The organism is Pseudomonas sp. BT-42-2 (assembly GCF_025847435.2).
Classification (GTDB): domain Bacteria; phylum Pseudomonadota; class Gammaproteobacteria; order Pseudomonadales; family Pseudomonadaceae; genus Aquipseudomonas; species Aquipseudomonas urmiensis.
Genome location: NZ_JAOYTM010000007.1, coordinates 35,288 through 53,206 on the forward strand (window position 1 = coordinate 35,288; position 17,919 = coordinate 53,206).

At 62.1% G+C, this 17,919-nt stretch carries 22 protein-coding genes; 8 read left to right on the forward strand and 14 right to left on the reverse strand.

The window, feature by feature from the left end; all coding sequences use genetic code 11:
* Positions 1 to 84 precede the first annotated feature (84 nt).
* From OIU19_RS06830 to OIU19_RS06845, 4 genes are read left to right on the forward strand one after another with little or no spacing between them, the layout of a single operon-like run.
* Positions 85 to 306, forward strand: a complete 222-nt coding sequence (locus OIU19_RS06830; protein WP_186553527.1) for an MbtH family protein — start codon at positions 85 to 87, stop codon at positions 304 to 306.
* A 10-nt stretch (positions 307 to 316) separates the two neighbouring features.
* The gene (locus OIU19_RS06835) at positions 317 to 1,036 is read left to right on the forward strand and encodes a thioesterase II family protein (protein WP_264234379.1); all 720 of its coding nucleotides are present in this window, start codon (positions 317 to 319) and stop codon (positions 1,034 to 1,036) included.
* Positions 1,037 to 1,093: 57 nt separating this feature from the next.
* Complete coding sequence (locus tag OIU19_RS06840; RefSeq protein WP_264234380.1) at positions 1,094 to 1,645, forward strand: hydrolase; 552 nt, start codon at positions 1,094 to 1,096, stop codon at positions 1,643 to 1,645.
* Positions 1,646 to 1,659: 14 nt separating this feature from the next.
* Complete coding sequence (locus OIU19_RS06845; protein ID WP_319004498.1) at positions 1,660 to 2,724, forward strand: DUF1615 domain-containing protein; 1,065 nt, start codon at positions 1,660 to 1,662, stop codon at positions 2,722 to 2,724.
* Between the two features lie 74 nt (positions 2,725 to 2,798).
* Here the strand turns inward: OIU19_RS06845 and OIU19_RS06850 are convergent, their stop codons facing one another.
* From OIU19_RS06850 to OIU19_RS06890, 9 genes are all read right to left on the reverse strand, one after another.
* Complete coding sequence (locus OIU19_RS06850; RefSeq protein WP_264234644.1) at positions 2,799 to 3,704, reverse strand: metal ABC transporter substrate-binding protein; 906 nt, start codon at positions 3,702 to 3,704, stop codon at positions 2,799 to 2,801.
* A 2-nt stretch (positions 3,705 to 3,706) separates the two neighbouring features.
* Positions 3,707 to 4,606, reverse strand: coding sequence for a metal ABC transporter permease (locus OIU19_RS06855; protein ID WP_264234381.1), 900 nt, complete (start codon positions 4,604 to 4,606; stop codon positions 3,707 to 3,709).
* Entirely contained in the window at positions 4,606 to 5,352 is a 747-nt protein-coding gene (locus OIU19_RS06860; protein ID WP_264234382.1) for a metal ABC transporter ATP-binding protein, read from the reverse strand. Before OIU19_RS06860 ends, OIU19_RS06855 begins: the two co-directional genes overlap by 1 nt.
* Positions 5,349 to 6,266, reverse strand: coding sequence for a metal ABC transporter substrate-binding protein (locus tag OIU19_RS06865; RefSeq protein WP_264234383.1), 918 nt, complete (start codon positions 6,264 to 6,266; stop codon positions 5,349 to 5,351). The genes OIU19_RS06860 and OIU19_RS06865 overlap by 4 nt, the downstream gene beginning before the upstream one ends.
* A 16-nt stretch (positions 6,267 to 6,282) precedes the next feature.
* Entirely contained in the window at positions 6,283 to 6,852 is a 570-nt protein-coding gene (locus OIU19_RS06870) for a DUF6162 family protein (RefSeq protein ID WP_264234384.1), read from the reverse strand.
* Entirely contained in the window at positions 6,849 to 7,169 is a 321-nt protein-coding gene (locus OIU19_RS06875) for a hypothetical protein (RefSeq protein WP_186553519.1), read from the reverse strand. The genes OIU19_RS06870 and OIU19_RS06875 overlap by 4 nt, the downstream gene beginning before the upstream one ends.
* The gene (locus OIU19_RS06880) at positions 7,166 to 7,705 is read right to left on the reverse strand and encodes a thiamine pyrophosphate-binding protein (protein ID WP_186553518.1); all 540 of its coding nucleotides are present in this window, start codon (positions 7,703 to 7,705) and stop codon (positions 7,166 to 7,168) included. Before OIU19_RS06880 ends, OIU19_RS06875 begins: the two co-directional genes overlap by 4 nt.
* Positions 7,702 to 8,907: a PepSY domain-containing protein gene (locus OIU19_RS06885; protein WP_264234385.1), complete on the reverse strand. Its 1,206-nt coding sequence runs from the start codon at positions 8,905 to 8,907 to the stop codon at positions 7,702 to 7,704. Before OIU19_RS06885 ends, OIU19_RS06880 begins: the two co-directional genes overlap by 4 nt.
* Before the next feature lie 175 nt (positions 8,908 to 9,082).
* Positions 9,083 to 10,408, reverse strand: coding sequence for a lysine N(6)-hydroxylase/L-ornithine N(5)-oxygenase family protein (locus OIU19_RS06890; RefSeq protein WP_264234386.1), 1,326 nt, complete (start codon positions 10,406 to 10,408; stop codon positions 9,083 to 9,085).
* A gap of 195 nt (positions 10,409 to 10,603) precedes the next feature.
* Between OIU19_RS06890 and OIU19_RS06895 the strand changes: the two genes are divergently transcribed.
* Entirely contained in the window at positions 10,604 to 11,038 is a 435-nt protein-coding gene (locus tag OIU19_RS06895; protein WP_264234387.1) for a hypothetical protein, read from the forward strand.
* 51 nt (positions 11,039 to 11,089) lie between these two features.
* Here OIU19_RS06895 and pbpG read toward each other — a convergent pair whose 3' ends face one another.
* Positions 11,090 to 12,010 carry a D-alanyl-D-alanine endopeptidase gene (gene pbpG / locus OIU19_RS06900; RefSeq protein WP_186553514.1) on the reverse strand — a complete coding sequence of 307 codons (921 nt, stop codon included), beginning with the start codon at positions 12,008 to 12,010 and terminating at the stop codon, positions 11,090 to 11,092.
* 331 nt (positions 12,011 to 12,341) lie between these two features.
* Between pbpG and OIU19_RS06905 the strand changes: the two genes are divergently transcribed.
* Positions 12,342 to 13,163 carry a shikimate 5-dehydrogenase gene (locus tag OIU19_RS06905; protein WP_264234645.1) on the forward strand — a complete coding sequence of 274 codons (822 nt, stop codon included), beginning with the start codon at positions 12,342 to 12,344 and terminating at the stop codon, positions 13,161 to 13,163.
* Between the two features lie 171 nt (positions 13,164 to 13,334).
* Here the strand turns inward: OIU19_RS06905 and OIU19_RS06910 are convergent, their stop codons facing one another.
* The 3 genes from OIU19_RS06910 to OIU19_RS06920 form a co-directional block, all read right to left on the reverse strand.
* On the reverse strand, positions 13,335 to 13,583 hold the full coding sequence (locus OIU19_RS06910; protein WP_264234388.1) for a hypothetical protein: 249 nt from the start codon (positions 13,581 to 13,583) through the stop codon (positions 13,335 to 13,337).
* Between the two features lie 101 nt (positions 13,584 to 13,684).
* Positions 13,685 to 14,206, reverse strand: a complete 522-nt coding sequence (gene gloA, locus OIU19_RS06915; protein ID WP_186553512.1) for a lactoylglutathione lyase — start codon at positions 14,204 to 14,206, stop codon at positions 13,685 to 13,687.
* A gap of 238 nt (positions 14,207 to 14,444) precedes the next feature.
* Positions 14,445 to 14,819 carry a histone-like nucleoid-structuring protein, MvaT/MvaU family gene (locus OIU19_RS06920; protein WP_264234389.1) on the reverse strand — a complete coding sequence of 125 codons (375 nt, stop codon included), beginning with the start codon at positions 14,817 to 14,819 and terminating at the stop codon, positions 14,445 to 14,447.
* Between the two features lie 360 nt (positions 14,820 to 15,179).
* On the opposite strand from OIU19_RS06920, the gene OIU19_RS06925 reads away from it, so the two are divergent.
* Complete coding sequence (locus OIU19_RS06925) at positions 15,180 to 16,469, forward strand: OprD family porin (protein WP_264234390.1); 1,290 nt, start codon at positions 15,180 to 15,182, stop codon at positions 16,467 to 16,469.
* Between the two features lie 64 nt (positions 16,470 to 16,533).
* On the forward strand, positions 16,534 to 17,283 hold the full coding sequence (gene cobF / locus OIU19_RS06930) for a precorrin-6A synthase (deacetylating) (protein ID WP_264234391.1): 750 nt from the start codon (positions 16,534 to 16,536) through the stop codon (positions 17,281 to 17,283).
* A 71-nt stretch (positions 17,284 to 17,354) separates the two neighbouring features.
* Here the strand turns inward: cobF and OIU19_RS06935 are convergent, their stop codons facing one another.
* A complete protein-coding gene (locus OIU19_RS06935; protein WP_186553508.1) occupies positions 17,355 to 17,705 on the reverse strand; it encodes a response regulator in 351 nt (116 codons plus the stop codon).
* Between the last annotated feature and the right edge of the window lie 214 nt (positions 17,706 to 17,919).

Consider the following 17,919-nt stretch of genomic DNA (forward strand, 5'->3'; position numbering starts at 1 on the left):
AATTTTTCTGAAGCTTCCTACGTTTAGTGAAGAGCCGCCCTGCGCCGGGTGCGTAGCGGCCTTCATCATTCAAGGAGACAGGCAATGACTTCCGTATTCGACCGCGACGACATCGTGTTCCAGGTAGTGGTCAACCACGAAGAGCAGTATTCGATCTGGCCCGACTACAAGGCGATCCCCGCCGGCTGGCGCGCCGCTGGCAAGAGCGGACTGAAAAAGGACTGCCTGGCCTACATCGATGAAGTCTGGACTGACATGCGTCCGTTGAGCCTGCGCCAGAAGATGGCAGAAGCCGTGGCCCAGTGAGACGTTATCGGTGACTGCAGTGAATCTGTTGTGCCTGCCTTACTCCGGTGCCAGCGCCATGGTTTACAACCGCTGGCGGCGCAAGCTGCCGGCCTGGTTGCAGGTGCGTCCGGTTGAGCTGCCTGGGCGCGGTGCGCGCATGGGCGAAGCCTTGCACACCGACATGCAGGCCCTGGCCAGGCAGCTTGCCAGCGAGCAGCGCCTGGCCGCCAGCACGCCCTACGCGTTGCTTGGCCATAGCTTGGGCGCGCTGCTGGCCTTCGAGCTTGCCCATGAGTTGCAGGCACTGGGCTGTGCGCCGCCGCTGGCGTTGTTTGCCTGCGGCACTGCGGCGCCGACCCGGCGCGAGGACTACGACGGCAAGAACTGGCGTGTTGCGAAAAGCGACGACGAGTTGATCGCCGAGCTGCGCGAGCTGCAAGGAACCCCGGAAGAGGTCTTGGCCAATGCTGAACTGATGAGCCTGACCCTGCCCATTCTGCGCGCCGACTTCCTGCTGTGTGGTCACTATGCCTACCGTCAGCGGCCAGCGTTGCGCTGCCCGCTGCATGTTTTGGGCGGTGCAGATGACCGGGCCAGTGAAGAGCAACTGTTGGCCTGGGGCCAGGAAACGCTGGCTGAGTTTTCCTTGCAGACCTTCCCTGGCGGACACTTCTTCATTCATGAGCACGAGGATCGAGTCCTGGCCGTGTTGGCCCAAGCGCTCGAATCGCATCGCCTGAGCGCTTGATTGACGGCGTCTCTTGCATGGGCGAGGCTTGAGCTTTTCCCGGGCAAGAGGCTGACAATGCTGATCGATCCGCACAAGGCCACGCTGTTGGTGGTCGACATCCAGGAAAAGCTCATCGGCGCCATGAGCGATCCACAGGGCACGCGCGCCCGGGCACGCTGGCTGCTCGCGGCGAGCGCTGAGCTGGGGCTGCCGACAGTAATTTCCGAGCAGTACCCCAAAGGCCTCGGGCCGACCTTGGCTGAGCTCAAGGCTGCCTCGCCTGGCGCCCAGATCGTCGAGAAAAACCACTTCTCCTGTGTGGCCGCGCAATGCTTGCCGGCCAGTCTGCTTGAGCGTGAGCAGGTGATCGTCTGTGGAATGGAAACCCATGTCTGCGTGCTGCAGACCGTGCTGGGCCTACGTGCGCTGGGCAAGCAGGTATTCGTGGTCGAGGACGCCTGCGACAGCCGCACCCCGGCCAATAAAGCCGCAGGCCTTGCGCGCATGCGCGATGCTGGCGCCCAGCTGGTCACTGGCGAAATGGTGCTGTTCGAGCTGATGGGCAGTGCCAGCCATCCGCTGTTCCGCCACATCAGCAAGACCTACCTGGTCGGTGAGCAGCCCTGAACGCGCGTATTGCAATGGCAGGGCTGATGGTGCTGGCGCTGCTCCAGGGTTGTGCCGGGCGGCGCGAGGAACAACAGGCTGCTGACCCTGCCCAGGTACGTGCCCAGTTGATGCGCCTGCTGCCTGCCCAGGTCAAGGACCGCCAGGGCTGGGCGCAGGACATCCAAACCGCCTTTCAAGCCCAGCACATCAGCGCAAGCAAGAGCAATCTCTGCGCAGTCTTGGCGGTGACCGAGCAGGAGTCGACCTTCAGCGCTGACCCGCAAGTGCCCAATCTTGGCCGGATCGCACGCCAGGAGATCGATCGACGGGCAGCCCGCCTGCACATTCCCCGGCTGCTGGTCGATGGCGCGTTGAATACCCCCTCTGCCAACGGCAAGACCTACCAGCAACGCCTGCTCGCCGTGCGCAGTGAAAAGCAACTGAGTGCGCTGTTCGATGATTTCATCGCCGGACTGCCGCTTGGGCGCACCTTGCTCGATGGCCTCAACCCAGTGCACACCGGCGGGCCGATGCAGGTCAGCATCGCGTTTGCCGAACGCCATGCCAAGGACTACCCGTATAGCTATGCCGGGACGATTCGCCAGGAAGTGTTCAGTCGGCGCGGCGGCATGTATTTCGGCATCGCTCATCTGTTGGGCTATCCGGCCAACTACCAGCGCCAGCTGTATCGCTTCGCCGACTTCAATGCCGGTTGGTATGCCAGCCGCGACGCGGCGTTCCAGGCAGCCTTGAGCCAGGTGACGGGGATCACATTGGCGCTGGATGGCGACTTGATCGCCCCGGGGGCCATCATGCCCGGCAGCACCGAGCAGGCAGCGCGCAAACTGGGGCGCCAGCTTGGCCTGCGCAATACCCAGATTCGCAGCCAGTTGGAGGAGAGCGACAGCCTTGAATTTGAACAAACCGAGCTGTATCGCGGGGTGTTTGCCATGGCCGATGCCAAGGCGGGCAAGCAAGTGCCACGGGCGGTGTTGCCGGGGATCGAGCTCAAGAGCCCGAAGATAACCCGCAAGCTGACCACGGCGTGGTTTGCAGGGCGGGTGGATGAGCGCTATGAGCGCTGTATGAGGCGATAGCTCGGCGGCGCGCCATTGGCCTCTGGGCTTTTGCGGCGCCGCCGAAGAGGCTCTTGAGGGCCTCTGAACATCTATCAGCCTTGGCTCAATGCCCCGACCACCTGCTCGACACTGGCTTTGAGCCCGGCCAGGGTATCTTGCGCATCGCTATCGACCACCAGCAGCTTGGCACCAGCGGCTTTGATCACCTCGGCCACAGCCGGATCAGGTTGGCGGTGGTGCAGCACCAGCGCCACGTCCTGGCCCTTGAGGTTATCGGCCAAGGCCTTGAGCGCCGCCTCGTCCCACTTGTCCTCGGCCGGCAGCGGCTGATCGACCACATCCAGGTTCAGCCCGCTGGCCAGATAGCCCAGGCGTTCCGACAAACTGACCACGCTGAGATTGTCAGCTTCGGCCAAGCGGCTCTGGCTGCTTGAAATCAGTTCCAGCATCTGCCGCTTGAGGGTGGCGAGGTTGGCCTGGATCTTGTCCTTGTCCGCGGGCGACAGGCGCTCCAGGTCATTGGCCATGACATCGGCCATGCGCCCCAGGTTGGTCGGGTTGAGCCATGGATAACCGGCAAAGGCATCGTCACCCTGTACCGCGATGCCGGGTAGTGCACCATCGACCGGGCGTGCTGCATCGATCTCGACGATGCGGATGTTGCTGCGCCGGGCCATCGGATACAGCGGGTCATCGCGCCAGATCGAGCGCAGGCCAATCACCGCATCGGCCTGCTGCGCGGCTTTGTGCAGGCTTGCCCCGCCACGCCCGCTGAAGTACGAAGGCTGGCGGGTCGCCGGTAGGTTGGCCGGTGCGGCGCGCTTGAGCTGCACCGAGGTGCCGTCGAGCAGGCTGGCGGCCAGGCTGTGGGTCACCGGCAAGGTGGTCAGCACGCTGGTGGTGGCGCTGCTTGGCGCGCGCGCGGCAGGTTGCGCCGCCAGTGCCAGGCCAGGCAGGCCAGTTAGGGCGAGGGCCAGGGTCAGATGCTTGAGGTTCAGGGTCATGCCGGGTTTCCTTGCAGGCGGGGGACGAGTGCGCGGGCCAGCGCGGCGAGGGCGAAGCAGACACCGGCGACCAGGATGATCGCAGCGCCCGACGGCACCGGCAGGTCGAAGACGATCGGCAGCAGGATGCCGCACAAGGTGCTCAAGGTCGCGATCACTACCGAGATGAAGAAAAAGCCCTTGAGCGACTGGCTCACCAGGCGTGCGGCAGCGGCGGGGATCACCAGCAGCGCGCCGACCAGGATGGCGCCAATGACCTTCACCGAGGCCACGGTGACCAGGGTCACCAGTAACACGAACAGGTAGTCCAGGGTCTTTACCGCAACCCCACGCACCGCCGCCAGCTGCGGGTTGAAGCTGGCCAGCATGATCCGGTTGTACAGCGGCAGGGCCAAGGCCAGCACCAGGATCGCAACGATCCCCAGCACCACCAGGTCCTGGGCGCTGACCGTCAGCACCGAGCCGAACAGCACGTTTTCCAGAATGTGCACGTTGATTTTGCCCGCCAGCATCAACAGCAGGCTTGCACCAAGCGCCAGCGACACCGACAAGAACACCCCGATCAGGGTGTCCGGCGACAGCCCGGTGCGGTTACGCAGGAAGTTGAGCAGGATGCCGAACAACAGGCAGTAGCCGAACAGGCTGCCATAGGGGCCGGTGTAGGGCTCGCCGAGCAGGATGCCGATGGCCACCCCGGTCAAGGCGGCGTGGCCGACTGCTTCGGAGAAGAAGGCAAAACGCTTGACCACCACCAGGGTGCCCAGGCCGCCCAGCACCGGGCCGATCATCAGGCCGGCGATCAGGGCATTGATCACGAAACCGTAGGCCAGCGCCTCCGGTAAGTAGCCAGCGCTGGCCCATTCCTGGACCAGTTGGCGGAAGGCTTCAAAGCTCATCAGGCGAGGCTCTCGCTGCGGGGGTGAACGGAGAACAGCCCGAGCAGGCGTTCTGGGGTCAGGGCCTGTGCCGGCGGGGCGTCGAACAGCACCTTGCGGTTCAGTCCGGTGACCCGATCGGCCAGGCGCAGCACCGCTTCCAGGTCGTGCTCGATCCATAGCACGGTGGTGCCGGCCTGGCGCCAGCTGTGCAGCAGCTGCTCGAACACCTGGATGCCGGCCTCGTCCAAGGCCGACATCGGCTCGTCCAGCACCAGCAATTGCGGCTCAGGGATCAACCCTTGGGCCAGCAGCACGCGCTGGCGCTCGCCGCCAGAGAGCGCGCCCATGCGCCGTTTGCGCTTGTCGAGCATGCCGACCCGCGCCAGGGCTGCGTCGATGGCCGGTTGCACACGCCGCGACAAGCCGAGGAAGGCCGGGCGGCGCTGGCACATGGCGGCCATGAAGTCGTCCACGGTCATCGGCAGGCCCCGATCGAACTCCAATGCCTGGGGCACGTAGCCGATCACTTCTTGTTCGCTTGGCCAATGCAAGGTCAGCTGCCCTTGATGGGGCATTTGCCCGAGCAAGGTCTTGATCAACGAGCTTTTGCCGCCACCATTGGGCCCGACGATGGCGTGCACGCTGCCTGGTGCGACGTTGAACGCGACCTGCTCAAGAATGCGCGTGCGGCCCAGGGTCAGGTCGATGCCGGCAAACTCGATGCGCGGTCCGCTGGCGACGGTGAGGTTGGCCGCCGCCGTCATGCGCGGTTCTCCTGGATGGCCTTGACCACGGTATCGAGGTTGCGCTTCATCTCCACCTCGTATTTTTCCTTGGTGTATTCGCCGTAGGAAATGTGCGTCAGCGGGTACAGGTGCACGCCGGATTCACGCTGGATGGTTTCGACGTAGGCGGAGGGGAAGTCCATCTCCGAGAAGATCACCTTGACGTCCAGTGCCTTGAGCTGGTCGATGGTCTTCTTCAGCTGCGCAGGGCTGGGTTCGATACCATGGGCCGGCTCGACCACGGCAGTGACTTCCAGGCCAAAGTCGCGCACCAGGTAGTCATAGGCGGCGTGGATGGTGGCCACGCGAAACTCGGCATTGGGCGCCTCGGTCACCTTGGCCAGGGCGTCGGCGCGCAGCTTGCGCAGGCGCTTGGCATAGGCGCGGGCGTTCTGCGTGTAGAACTTGGCGTTGTCCGGGTCGATCTTACCCAGCTCGCGGGCGATGTTGTTGACCTGGGCGATGGTGGCGCTGATCGACAGGAAGGTGTGCGGATTGACCACCTTGCCGGCGCCGCGTGCAGCGATGCCGGTGGCGGCCAGCAACGGCACGTTGGCGTTCGATTCGATGGTCTTGATCTGCGGTTTTTCGCTGGCGGCGATCATCCGGTCGGCAAAGTCATCGTGGCCGACGCCATTGAGCACGATCACGTCCAGGGTGCCGATGCGCTTGATGTCCTCGGCGCGCGGCTCGTAGGCGTGTGGATTGAACCCGGCCGGAATCAGCGGCACCACCTCGGCCTTGTCGCCGACGATGTTGCTCACGTAGCTGTAGTAAGGGTGCAGGGTAATGCCGATTCGCAGGGGTTGGCCGTTCTCGGCCTGGGCCAGGGCCGGCAGGGCGCAGGCCAGGAGCAGGGCGAAGACGCGGCGAACGAAGACGGAGCGCAGCATGGGGGAGTCCTTGGATTCAGTGACGGTGTTGGCGGGTGACCCCGGCGTCGTAGTGGCTGACGATTTGCTGCCAGCCGGCGGCGATCAGTGCTTCATGGCCCAGATCGTCCGGTACCAGCGCTGCGCTGTCGCGGCGCAGCCAGACGTCGGCCTGGCCATCGGCGTTAGCCGGCAGAATCAGCAGGAAGCTGCCGGCCACCTGGGCGTCCTGGCTGCTTCCCAGGTAAGCGCCTGCGGCAAGCCACTGCCACTGATGACGGCCACGGCTGTCGCTGCTGGCATCGTTGACGAAGGGCGGCAGACCTTCTTCGGCGAGCGCGGCGACCGCTGGCGCTGCAGCGTTTTCTTCCCGCAGCATCTGAATCTCGTCAAACGCTACCCATAGGTCGGTGAATACACCTTGTTCGGCGGCATTCAGGTCGCGGCGGGCATCGATCTGGTGGCTGGCGATGCTGACCTCGTCCTCGCGTTCGCCGCGCAGCCCGACCACTGTGGCCGCCAGCAGCATGATCAACAGTGCGCTCAGCAGTACATACAGCGTTTCGTGCCCGGCACCGGCCGGGCGGATGACCTGGGCGCGGCTCATGGCTCGCCTATATCGGCATAGTCGACTTCAACCACATGGCCTGGGCCGGCATCGAACAGCACATAGAACTCGCCATCCGGGCGCTTGAAGGTCAGGGTCGAGTCATCGCCCAGTTTGCTGCCGACCAGCACCTGCTCGTCATAGCCGATGACATCCAGGGTCACACCCGGTGCGCCGCTACCATCGGAGAAACCGCCGGTGCATTTGATCTGGTCGCTGCCGACCGGCTCGCATTCGCACATAGGGTTGTGCGCCAGGGCAGGAGCGGCAGCGACGAGCAGCAGGGGCAGGGCCAGCCTGCGCATCAGGTGTTTCATTTCTTGCCTCCTTGTTTTTCGAGCCAGGCCACAGTGGCCGGCGATGCTTTGGCCAGCGCCACCGGCGCCTGGTGCATGCTGCCGTCCCAGCCTTCGATGGTGATCCAGATCTGCGCATCAGGTTTGGTGCGCGGGGGCACCGGCAGTGAGGTCGCCATGCGGTACGGAGCGCCAAAGAAGATGGTGCCCGCAGCGCGCAGGCTGCGCGGCTTGCCTATGCGCAGGTAAACCGCCTTGACGTCTTTGAGGCAGGCTTTGCACAGCGCTGCGTTGAACAGTTTGAAATAGCCTGCCGGACCGTCCGCCCTCGGCGCTTCATCGCGCATTTCGGCCAGATCCAGGGTGTACGGGCCGACCTGGATGGCGCTTTGCTGATTGGCCCCCAGGCCGCTGTCGCCCCGGAACATCGCGGCATCGGCAAAGTACTTGGGCATAAAGCCCAGCGGAATCAGGATCAGCAGGATGTTCAGGTGAAAGCGCCACTTCAGCCAGAATTGCTTCAACGGGCTTGCGGGCAGGGCTTGGGCCTTGCTCATGGCTGGACCTCCACAGGGGTTTCAACGCGTGCTTTGCGTGAGGCAGGTGCACGTTCGCTGCGCTTGAGGGCGGCGGCGGTCGCCTGGGCGGTGCGCTTGGTCCAGATCAGCAGGCCGCTGAGGACCATCAGGGTCAGGACCAGGCCAAAGAAGAACCAGACCAGCTTGATGGCCAGGCCGCCAAAGTCGCCGGTGTGCAGCGGGCGCATCGATTCGGTGACGAACTCCAGGGTCGAGCGGTCCTCTAGCAGGAACTTACTGTCGACGGTGCGCGTGTAGGGGTTGACTGCGGCGGTCTGGTACATCAGCGGATACCAGCCGCGTCCGCCCATGCTGACATGGCTATAGGACGTCGCGGGCATCATCACAAAGCTGATGTCCAGGCCTGGGATAGCGGTGGTTGCAATGCGCGCAGCCTCATCCAGGTCGATGCGTGGCGCCGGGCTGCCATCAGCGGTCTGCGGCACATCTTCGCGGGAAATCACTGGCACCACCGGCTCGGTGGAAATGGTGATGTGATTGTCAGACAGGATCGCCTGGATCAGGAACCAGATACCGGTAATAGAAATGACCGCAATGAACCAGATTGACCAGACCCCCGCCAGGCGGTGCACATCACCCCAAAAGATGCGCGAACCGTGGCCGGTGCGCAGCGGCTTGAAAAAGCCTTTCCAGAACTTCTTGTAGACCACCAAGCCCGTTACCAAGGATGCCAGCATCGGCAGCCCGAGCAGCGATACCAAGTACCAGCCCCAGCTAAAGCCGTTGGTGAAGGGCACCAGCCACCAGCCATGCAACGCGCGAGTGAACGCCTCGAAGTTGAAGTCGGGCACCTTGCCCTGGATAGCACCGGTATAAGGGTTCACATACAGCGTCGGTGTGGTGCCGTCAGGATTGGTGACGTTGGCGGTCAGGGCAAAGTGCGAGCCGTCAGGCTGCACCAGCCTGCGCACGGCCATCTCCGGCTCGGCCTTGTGCATGGCGTCGAGGATCTGCTGGAAGCTCAAGCGCTGGGCATCGTCGCTAGGCTTGCTGGCGCGCACGTCCGGGTTGGCCAGCCAGACGATCTCCTGGCTGACCACCGCGAGCATGCCGGTGAAGCAGACGATCAGGACAAAGAACCAGATCGGCAGGGCGAGCCAACTGTGCACCAGAAACCACAGCTTGGACTTGGACTTCTTAGTTTTGGTTGATTGGGCCATCGGTCATCTTCTGAAAATGAGGGTCGAGCGCATGCTCAACCTGTAAGGCTGCATTATTAAGGACGAATGAGAATCAAAATCCTGCCTTTTTAAATGCAAGCAAATGTTTCAGAAAGCGCAAGCCGGCATGCGCGTTGAGGCGACATGCCGGCTCGAGGCCCAGCGTCAGAGCGGTTCAGGCACCGGTCAGGGCGGCTAGCGGCTGGGCATTGCCGTGCCGGGCCAGATCCTTGTACAGCGCCTGGCCGATTTCTGCGGCCCGTGCCGGCAATACCGAGAGCAGGGTGTCGCTCAGGCCGTGGGTGGTCTCGCAGAAACCTTGCAGGTAGACCGACGCTTGCAGGTCTGGGCTTGCCAGCAGGCGGTAGTTGCGGTCGGCGCTGAAGTCATCCAGATAGCCTTCAAGCGGCGCCAGCAACTCGCGGTGCGAGCGACGCTCGTAGCCGGTGGCGAGGATGACTGCATCATAGCGGTGGGTCTGCTGATGGCCGGTAGCCAGGTCACGCAAGGTCAGCTCGATGCCATCGCGCGTCGCCACGACCGCTTCGACATTGCGTCGGCATAGCACGTTATGCCGGAACTGGTGGGAAACCTTCTGCCGATAGAGGATGCCGTAGATGCGATCGATCAGATCCAGGTCGACCACCGAGTAGTTGGTGTTGTGGTATTCGCCGATCAGTTTGCTGCGTTGCTCGGCCGGTTCGTTATAGACCAGGTCGGTGTAGTCGGGGGCGAAAATCTCGTTGACGAACGGGCTGTCATCGGCGGGCTTCAATGCGGTGGCGCGCAGGATCATGTCGACCTTGACCGAGGGGTAGCTGTCATTGAGGTCGATGAAGGCTTCGGCGGCGCTCTGCCCGGAGCCGATCACTGCAATGCGCATTGCCTTGCCCTCGGTGCAAGGCAGTTTGGCCAGGCTGCTGAGGTACTTGGAGTGGTGAAAGACCCGCGGGTCGTCCTTGAACGCGGTGAACTTGTCGGGGATCTTCGGCGTGCCGCCGCTGCCGATCACCACCGCGCGGGTGCGGCGGCTATGCTCGCGGCCATTGGCGTCACGCGACACCAGGCGCAGGTGTTCGACCCGCCCGCCGGTCACTTCAGGCTCGATACGCAACACCTGTTCGCCGTACACCGCTTGGGCCGCAAAGTGCTCGGCTGCCCAGCGCAGGTAGTCGTTGTACTCAAGGCGGCAGGGGTAGAAAGTGCCCAGATTGATGAAATCGGCCAGACGCTGCTTCTGGTGCAGGTAGTTGACGAAGCTGTAGGGGCTGGTGGGGTTGCGCAGCGAGACCAGGTCCTTGAGGAAGGAAATCTGCAGCTCGCTTTGGGTGGCAAGGGTGTCACCGTGCCAGCGGTAATCGTGTTGCTTGTCGATAAACAGCGCATCGAGCGCGTGGCCTTGGCTTTGGGCAAGCTCTTCCAGGGCGATGGCCAGCGCCAGGTTGGAAGGGCCGAAACCCACGCCGATCAGGTCTTTGATTGTTTCTGGGGTCTGGCTCATGGCTGCGATTCCCTAAAGTTCGAATGTGGACGCCTGCCGGGGTCCGGCTCCTGCGCCTGATACACAGTGGGAACGAGCCAGCTTTCAGGGAATTTACCGACCCCTGTTGCCTGGCTGGGCTTGCGCCCTCAAGAACTGCACCGCCCGGCCGATAAGTGAGTCAACGCAAGGACCACCTCAAGGCAGGTTAAGAACATGGTTGGAATTACTGCAGTTACCATCAACAGTAATGCTTCGCTTGAGGCCGCGGCGAAAACCGCTCAGCTGAGCGAGGCCGAGCAGGGTGAGAAAGCGGGCGCAACCGCCCAGGCAGACCTGGGCAAAGTCGCAGGGGGCGGCCAGGCGCCGGCAGCAGGCGCCAGTGAAGAGAGCAGTGAGCCTGCGCACATCAAGCAGTTGCGCGAAATGATCAAGCAGCTGCAAAAGCAGATGGCCGAGGAACAGAAGCAACTGGCTGATCTGATGGCGCAGAAGACGGACGACACCGTCAAGTTGGCGGCAGTGACCGCCAAGCAGGCCAGTATCGCCACGCTCAATGGCCAGATCATGGCCGCTACCGCGCAGTTGCTCGAAGCACTGAGCAAGACCGGCGGCAGCAGCGCGGGCGGTATGGTCAATACTCAGGCGTGACAGCCGATTCGGGCCGCCGGGCGGCCCGTGTGCACCTGTTGCGCGACAGGCTCAGTCCGCCGCCACGCGGTTGCGCCGCTCAGCCTTGTACTGCATGGCCACCGCAGGTGCCGGTTTGGCGGCGCCGGTCTCCAGCCACTGACGCATGCGGCTGGCATCGGCAAAGTGGGTGTACTTGCCGAATGCATCGAGAATCACCATCGCGACCGGCCGGTTGTCCATCTTGGTCAGCAGCACCAGGCAATGCCCGGCTTCATTGGTAAAGCCGGTCTTGGTCAGCTTGATATCCCAATTGCTCTTGTTGACCAGGTGGTCGGTGTTACGAAAGCCCAGGGTGTAGTTGGGCTTGCGGAACGCCACGGTTTTTTCGCGGGTGGTCGACAGCTCGCTCAACTGTGGGTACTTGCGCGAAGCCATCAGCAACTTGGCCAGATCCCGTGCAGTGGAGACGTTCAAGGTCGACAGGCCGGTGGGCTCGACATACCGGGTGTGGCTCATGCCCAAGCTGCGGGCCTTGGCGTTCATGGCCTTGATGAACGCGTTGTAGCCGCCTGGGTAATGGTTGGCCAGGCTGTTGGCGGCGCGATTTTCCGACGACATCAAGGTGATCAGCAAGGTCTCGCGGCGATCGAGCTGGCTGCCCAAGCGAACGCGGGAATAGACGCCCTTCATCTCCGGGTTGTTGGCGATGGTCATGCTGAGCATTTCGTCCATGGGCTGCTTGGCATCGAGCACCACCATCGCGGTCATCAGCTTGGTGACCGAAGCGATGGGGACCACGCGATCAGCGTGGCTCGAGTACAACTCCTTATTGGTGTTCAGGTCGATCAGCAGGGCGCTGCCAGAGGCCAGGTGCAGTTTCGAAGGGTCGCGTTGAACCTGGGCCGGGGGTTGTGCAGCAGCGGTCGACGGAAGGGTCGCAGTTCCTGTGAGCAACAGCAGCAGGCTGAGGATGGACAGGGAAGTTTTCACGTTGAGGCTCACTAAAAGTTGGTATGTCGTTGGCTGTGCAAGGGTTTCCCCCAAAAAACCGTTGCATTGTGGAGTATGGTCGAAGTGCTGTCGATTGCTCGCTCAGGGCCGGCGATGAAATGAAAAAAGCTTCATGCTGGATCGGTTCTTCAGATGCCGTTCGTCGTCTGAGCTTGTGCTCGGAGGGTGTTGGTATTGGCCTCATCGCGGGGCAAGCCCGCTCCTGCAAGCGTGCGCTGAACCTATGCCTGGCTCCGCGATCAACTGAGGCGCGCCGGTGGCGCTGTCTGCTAGGCTGCGTAATCGATTCAGTGACGGTCAAGGAGTAACCCTGGCGATGACCCCTAGCAAAGACACCGTGCTGTGCATTTCCCTAGCCGGTCGCCCCGGCACCTTTGGCGTGCGCTTTCACAATCACCTCTACCAGCAGTTGGGGCTGGATTACTACTACAAGGCCATGACCACCCAAGATCTGCCTGCTGCGGTGGCGGGGATCCGCGCCCTGGGGATCCGCGGCTGTGGGGTGTCGATGCCGTACAAGGAAGCGTGCATGGCCTTGGTCGACGAGATCGATCCATCGGCGCAGGCCATCGAATCGGTCAACACCCTGGTCAACAGCAACGGCCATTTGAAGGCCTACAACACCGACTATCTGGCGGTGCGCCAGTTGCTTGAGCAGCATCAAGTGGACCCGGCGACAGCATTTGCCTTGCGTGGCAGTGGTGGAATGGCCAAGGCCGTGGCCAGCGCCTTGCGCGATGCCGGTTTTCGCGAAGGGATCATCGTCGCCCGCAATGAGCAAGCTGGGCGGCAGTTGGCGGATGTCTGCGGTTATCGCTGGCAGGCCGAGCTGGGTGACCTGGCGCCGCCCATGTTGGTCAACGTGACGCCAATCGGCATGGCGGGTGGGGCTGAGGCCGAGCAATTGGCGTTTGCTGAAACGGCCATTGCCGCAGCCGAGCGGGTATTCGATGTGGTCGCGATGCCTGCGCTCACGCCACTGGTTCGCAAGGCGCAAGCGCTAGGTAAGCCGGTGATTACCGGGCTTGAGGTGATCGCTTTGCAGGCGCTGGAGCAGTTCGTGCTGTACACCGGTGTCAGGCCGACAGCTGAGCAGGTCGAATCTGCCATCGCATACGCGCGCGCTACCTGAATACTCGAACTGCCCGGTATGGGGCCGCTTCGCGGCCCTTCGCGGGCAAGCCCGCTCCCACAGGTACAGCGCCGTTCTCTAGATTGGCGCTGTACCTGTCAGAGCGGGCTTGTCGGGACGCCGAACCGCCGCGAAGCGGCCCCAACACTATTAGTGGATTAGTGGGCGATATCAGAGCGTGCGTCTATCACCATCAAGCTTCTGATCCACCAGCCACTTGCCATGGGCCAGAGACGCATGCTGGGCGTTGTTCAGATCAGACAGCAAGGCCATTTTCAGCGGAAGCGCCAAGCGCCTGCTGGTGTGACCCTCAGGGTCGGTGATCAGGCATCCAGCGGCATAGGGCAGGGGTGACCCAGGGTGGGCCATGACGCTGGCAGTGATGGTGTGGTCGCGGTATTCACAGTGAAGGGTTTGCATCGTCCTTACCTCGCTGTGGTGTGGAAGCGGTTACTTCCATATACCACAGCAAGGGGCCGGTAGTTCCCGGCCCGACGAGCGCGCCCAGGCGGGCGGCTTGCTTACAGCTCGGTTGGCTGGATCACTTCGACCCAGTAGCCATCCGGGTCCTTGATGAACGCCAGGTGGTTCATGCGGCCATCGGCCAGGCGTTTCTGGAACGGCACGTCGAGTGCTTCGAAGCGCGCGCAGGCGGCTACGACGTCTGGCACCGAGATGCAGATATGGCCGAAACCACGTGGATCGCTGTTGCCGTTGTGGTACGCGAACTCAGGATCGTTTTCGGTGCCGTGGTTGTGGGTCAACTCCAGTACGCCTGGGATCGACTTCATCCACTGGTGGCGGGCCGCGTCATCGGCAGGGATCTGCGCCGGGTCGACCAGGGCCAGGAAGTACAGGCTGAACTGCGCTTCGGGGAAGTCGCGCTTGTCTACCAAGCGAAAACCCAGCACGCGGGTGTAGAAGTCCAGCGACTTCTCGATGTCCTTGACCCGCAGCATGGTGTGGTTGAAGACGAATTGAGCGGTGGCGGTGTCCGGCTGAGCGGTAACGCCAGGCAGGGTGTTCAGATCGTTCAGGCTCATGGGGGCTCCAGAGACGGGGCCGGGCCCTAGGCTTTGTATCCTGGGACGCCAGCGGTAAAGACAGGCCGGTCATGATACGGGACTGAAGCGATTGCGCAAAATGAAAGCGCCCTGCATGAGGGCAGGGCGCTTGAATTAGAGGCCCGCGTGTGCGGGCGCAGATGGGGTCGCTAATCCTTTAGCTGGTTCGATGGTGCGGCAGGCGCTGTGAAAAAAGTGTGAAGTGTATGTGCACGTTTCATGGGCGCAGCCAACTTTCTACCGTGTTCGCGCCATATTCCTCTTTCCAGGCTTTAAGGCCCCGGTGATTGCCACCTTTGGTCTCGATCAATTCTCCGGTGTGCGGGTTCTCGTAGACTTTCACTACCCGGGGTCGACGCTGCTGTTTGGGCGCCGCACCCGGGGCCTTGGAAGCCACCTTGCTGGCGGCTTTAGGGTCGAGGATGGCAACGATATCGCGCAGGCCCTTGTCATAGCTTTTCATCAGCCCGAGTAGTTTCTGCTCGAATTCGATTTCGCGTTTGAGGCCGGCATCCTTTTTCAGCGCTTCCAGTTGGGCAATCTGTTCCTGGAGGGCTTTTTCGGCAGCACGAAACTCTGCAAGTCTGGACACTGTCATCACTCCTGTAATTCAACTGTGGCAAGGGCGTGACGAACATTGAAGACGCGTTAAACGCCGGCCACGTGGGTGGGTACAGCTGTTCGCTGTGGTCGAGTGTAGTAGTCGCTGGCTAGTGGGTAAACCGTAAACTTTCAATCCATTGATCTGGAACTAATTTAGTTTTTCGAACGGCAATTTACAAAGTCCACGGGTGCCATCCGCCAGTTGTTTAGACCATGGTCCAATTACCCGCGCCAGAGGCTTTGGGTGAACATTCAAGATGCTGGTCGATATGTCTTCGGCTGTGCTGCAGTACCGCGGCCATTGACGGCGGCGGATTGTTTTCGCCTTTCTTTCTGGATGTTCCCTCGCATGTTTGCCCCCCTCCCACTCGCCCCCGGGCGTCGTGTTGCCGGCCTGTTCTTGCTGTGTGCCGGTGTCAATGCCCAGGCCGCCGGTTTTGTTGAAGACGCCACGGCCAAGCTTGAAGCACGCAATGTCTATTTCAACCGGGATTTTCGTGACGGCCACAGCAGTTCCAGCCAAGGCGCGTCCAAGCGCGAAGAGTGGGCCCAAGGCTTTATTCTCAATGTGCAGTCTGGGTATACCCAAGGGCCGATCGGTTTTGGTGTAGATGCGCTGGGCATGCTTGGCTTCAAGCTCGATTCAAGCCCGGCCGACAGTAACAGTGGTTTGCTGCCTTCCAGCGGGCATGATCCACGCCGCTCTGCCGACCAATACGCAAAGCTCGGTGTGGCCGGCAAGGTGAAAGTTTCCAACACTGTACTCAAGTACGGTTCGATGATGCCGGACTTGCCGCTGCTCAAGTACAACGACGGCCGTTTGCTGCCGACCCTGTTCCATGGTGCGATGCTTACCTCCGAAGAAGTGCATGACCTCAAGTTCACCCTGGCGCGCTTGAACCAGTACACCGCGCGTGACTCCACCGATCGCCAGGACATTCGCGTTCATTGCAAGAACAAGCGCTATGCCTGCGATATCGAAGCCGATCACTTTGACCTGGCGGGCCTGGACTATCGCTTCAACGACCGCCTGAGCGCGCAATACCAGGTGGCCAAGCTTGAAAACATCTACCGCCAGCACTTCCTCGGGGTGGTTGCCAGCCAGCCGCTGGCGATGGGTAGCCTGTCGGCCGACTTGCGCCTGATCAAGAGTGACGACATTGGGAACGCTCGCGCCGGCGAGATCGATCATCGTGCCTTCAGCGGCATGCTCGGCTACAGCCTGGGTGGCCACAAAGTCAGTGTAGGCTGGCAGCGCATGTTTGGCGAAAGCGCCATGCCTTACCTCGATGGCAGTAACCCGTACCTGGTCAACTACGCCCAGGTCAACGACTTCGCTGCCGCTCAGGAGCGCTCCTGGCAGCTGCGCTATGACTACGACTTCAAGGCAATGGGCGTGCCGGGCCTGACCTTCTTCACCCGCTACATCAACGGCGACCATATCAAGGTCCCGGGCAGTCGCGACGAGGGCAAGGAATGGGAGCGCGACACCGAGCTCAAGTACCAAGTACAGAGCGGGACTTTCAAGGACGTCAGCGTGCGCCTGCGTAATTCCACCTACCGTAGCAACTACGAGAAGTGGGCACGCGACATGGACGAGACCCGGGTCATCGTCAGCTACAACTTCTCGATCCTGTAAGTCGCTTTGCCAAAGCCCTGTGGCCAGCGCGACAATGGCCGCAGGTTCCCAGACGGGCAGAGCGATGAAGCAGCTGTTACTGATCGGCATCGGGCCTGGCGATCCACGCCAGATCACCTACGAGGCCGTGGATGCACTCAAGCGTGCCACGGTGTTCTTCGTGCTCGACAAGGGCACCGACAAAGACGACTTGCTGCACCTGCGCAAGGCCATCCTTGAGCGTTACCGGCCGCAGGGCGGCTACCGCCTGGTGCAGGTCGAAGACCCGCTGCGCGATGGCCAGGCGGCCGATTACGTCGGCGCCGTGCGCGACTGGCACCAGCAGCGCGCGGCACTGTATGCGCGTTTGCTCGACGAGCAGTTGCAGCCCGGTGATGTCGGCGCCTTCCTGCTTTGGGGGGAGCCTGGCTTGTATGACAGCACCCTGCGCATCCTTGACCTGGTGCGTGAGCAGGGTGTGCTGCTCGAGCTGCAGGTGATCCCAGGCATCAGCAGTGTCCAGGCTCTTGCCGCGCGCCACCAGATCCCCCTCAATCGCATTGGCGAGCCACTGACGGTGTTGCCTGGTCGGCGCCTGGTCGAACAGGGGCGAATCGACAATGTGGTGGTGATGCTCGATGGCCAGTGCGCGTTCGCCGGATTGGACGATCCACAGCTGCACATTTACTGGGGCGCGTATTTAGGGACGGCGGACGAGATGCTGATCGCCGGGCCGCTGCAGGAGGTCAAGGCGAGGATCGTGCAGGTGCGAGCGCAGGCTCGCCGGCGCAAGGGGTGGATCATGGATACCTACTTGTTGCGTCGGATAATCTAGAGGGATTTTGCCTGTTGCGGCCTGATCGCGAGTAACTGCGCGGCTACACAGTCATCACCCAGATCGCACGCTTAGGGTGCGCCGAGAATCCCTACCACCTTGTCGCGTAGCTGATCGATGCTAAAAGGCTTACCGATCATGTGCATGCCCTCAGGCACGTTGAAGCTGTCGGCATAGCCGCTGGCAAACAACACCGGCAGCAACGGGCGGATTTCCCGCGCTTTGCCCGCCAGCTCTTCGCCGCGCATGTCCGGCAAGCCAACGTCGGTCATCAGCAGGTCCAGGGGCTGGTCGGGGTTCTCGAGAATCCGCAGGGCAGCGGTGGCGGTATCCGCTTCGATGGCCGTATAGCCCAGCTCGTCGAGCACTTCGACCATCAGCATGCGAACGATGTCGTCGTCTTCGACTACCAGAAGGTGCATTGATCGGGATCCTGTACAAAAGAAGTGTCTCTACTCTGTGCCCAGAGCAGTGGCAGAAGTTCCCCAGCATAACGTTGCTGGTAATTCGATGGAACGATTGACGCACGCTGTTCTCAAATACTGGCTAAATGCCCCTGCCAGATGCGGCAAAGCTGGTTAGACTTTGCGCTTGAACCAGTCAGCGCAGCAGCGGGCACCACGCTACCAAGGGTGT

Coding starts and splice junctions, on each gene's coding strand:
- OIU19_RS06830 (WP_186553527.1), top strand. CDS start 85: ATGACTTCCGTATTCGACCGCGACGACATCGTGTTCCAGGTAGTGGTC.
- OIU19_RS06840 (WP_264234380.1), top strand. CDS start 1,094: ATGCTGATCGATCCGCACAAGGCCACGCTGTTGGTGGTCGACATCCAG.
- OIU19_RS06845 (WP_319004498.1), top strand. CDS start 1,660: ATGGCAGGGCTGATGGTGCTGGCGCTGCTCCAGGGTTGTGCCGGGCGG.
- OIU19_RS06855 (WP_264234381.1), bottom strand. CDS start 4,606: ATGAGCTTTGAAGCCTTCCGCCAACTGGTCCAGGAATGGGCCAGCGCT.
- OIU19_RS06860 (WP_264234382.1), bottom strand. CDS start 5,352: ATGACGGCGGCGGCCAACCTCACCGTCGCCAGCGGACCGCGCATCGAG.
- OIU19_RS06865 (WP_264234383.1), bottom strand. CDS start 6,266: ATGCTGCGCTCCGTCTTCGTTCGCCGCGTCTTCGCCCTGCTCCTGGCC.
- OIU19_RS06870 (WP_264234384.1), bottom strand. CDS start 6,852: ATGAGCCGCGCCCAGGTCATCCGCCCGGCCGGTGCCGGGCACGAAACG.
- OIU19_RS06875 (WP_186553519.1), bottom strand. CDS start 7,169: ATGAAACACCTGATGCGCAGGCTGGCCCTGCCCCTGCTGCTCGTCGCT.
- OIU19_RS06880 (WP_186553518.1), bottom strand. CDS start 7,705: ATGAGCAAGGCCCAAGCCCTGCCCGCAAGCCCGTTGAAGCAATTCTGG.
- OIU19_RS06885 (WP_264234385.1), bottom strand. CDS start 8,907: ATGGCCCAATCAACCAAAACTAAGAAGTCCAAGTCCAAGCTGTGGTTT.
- OIU19_RS06890 (WP_264234386.1), bottom strand. CDS start 10,408: ATGAGCCAGACCCCAGAAACAATCAAAGACCTGATCGGCGTGGGTTTC.
- OIU19_RS06895 (WP_264234387.1), top strand. CDS start 10,604: ATGGTTGGAATTACTGCAGTTACCATCAACAGTAATGCTTCGCTTGAG.
- OIU19_RS06910 (WP_264234388.1), bottom strand. CDS start 13,583: ATGCAAACCCTTCACTGTGAATACCGCGACCACACCATCACTGCCAGC.
- gloA (WP_186553512.1), bottom strand. CDS start 14,206: ATGAGCCTGAACGATCTGAACACCCTGCCTGGCGTTACCGCTCAGCCG.
- OIU19_RS06925 (WP_264234390.1), top strand. CDS start 15,180: ATGTTTGCCCCCCTCCCACTCGCCCCCGGGCGTCGTGTTGCCGGCCTG.
- cobF (WP_264234391.1), top strand. CDS start 16,534: ATGAAGCAGCTGTTACTGATCGGCATCGGGCCTGGCGATCCACGCCAG.
- OIU19_RS06935 (WP_186553508.1), bottom strand. CDS start 17,705: ATGCACCTTCTGGTAGTCGAAGACGACGACATCGTTCGCATGCTGATG.